1 pseudogene is annotated in these 1,058 nt (G+C 69.5%); it reads right to left on the reverse strand.

Features of this window, described 5'->3' with window-relative positions:
* Positions 1–42 precede the first annotated feature (42 nt).
* A pseudogene (locus IE217_RS34355) lies at positions 43–855 on the reverse strand (IS110 family transposase); the annotation flags it as partial.
* Between the last annotated feature and the right edge of the window lie 203 nt (positions 856–1,058).

Below are 1,058 nucleotides of genomic sequence, written 5' to 3' on the forward strand. Positions count from 1 at the left end.
GGGCCAGGGTGGGCCTGGCGGTGCCCCGCATCACTGCCCATTAGGGTGGGCCTCCAGCAGGGCCTCGATCTGGGCTTCCAGTGCCCGGCGTTGTTCGTGGACGGCGGCCAGCGACTTGGCCAGCGACGGCACGATCACGTCCAGGGTGTTGGTACCCGGGACGATGACGGTCTGTTCGTCGAGGGCGTCGAAGACATCGTCGACGAGCCGCTGGGTCATGCGCGGGGCCTTTGGCCGTATCACCTCGACGAGCTTGCGGCGGCCGGCTTTGCGCAGAGCGGCCGGAGATCCATAGCGCTCCAGGAGCCAGGTGATGGCGGGGTGGTCCAGGCGGGGTCCCAGGACGCGTTCGAGGCTGGGGTGGAACTGGGTGAGCAGGCCGCGGATGCGGTTGGAGGTGCGGTTGGCCTCGCCTGCCAGGTCCTGGTCGAAGCCGACCAGCATGGTCAGCTCGGCGGTGATCTCGTCGGCCAGTTCGAGGGAGCGCAGGGTGTGGGGCATGGTGCGGGCGGCGTCTGCGATGACAGCTGCGTCGCGGGCATCGGTCTTGGCCTCACCCGGGTAGAGGTCGGCGATCCGGCGCATCGCGAGTCCGGGCAGGTAGGCGACCTTGCAGCCGGCGTCGCGGGCGACGGTCAGCGGCAGGGCGCCGATGGAGGCGGGCTGGTCCACGACCACCAGGACGGTGCCGAACTTGGCCTTGAGCTTGTCGAAGACGGCCCGCAATTGAGGTTCGCCGTTCGGCAGGGCTTTGTCGAAGACTTTCTTCCCGGCCGGGGTGAGTCCGTGGCCGTGATGGTTGCTCTTGCCGACGTCCAGGCCGAGGAAGACGCCCGTCTCGTCGATGTCGATCACCGTGCCCCCACATACGTCGATAGCGTGCCGGCCTCAGTGGCGGGGCCGTTCGCGCGCATCCACGTTATGCAGACCTGCCGCCCGCGAGCTGCCCGGCATTGCGCCGGGCCGGGCGGTGGCCGGACCTCTGATCAGCGTCTCCGACGGCACCCCTCGGGCCCGGTGACACCACCCCCCAGGTCATCCGATCGACAGGGGGCAAC

The sequence above is a fragment of the Streptomyces naganishii JCM 4654 genome (genome assembly GCF_014650575.1).
Lineage (GTDB): Bacteria > Actinomycetota > Actinomycetes > Streptomycetales > Streptomycetaceae > Streptomyces > Streptomyces naganishii.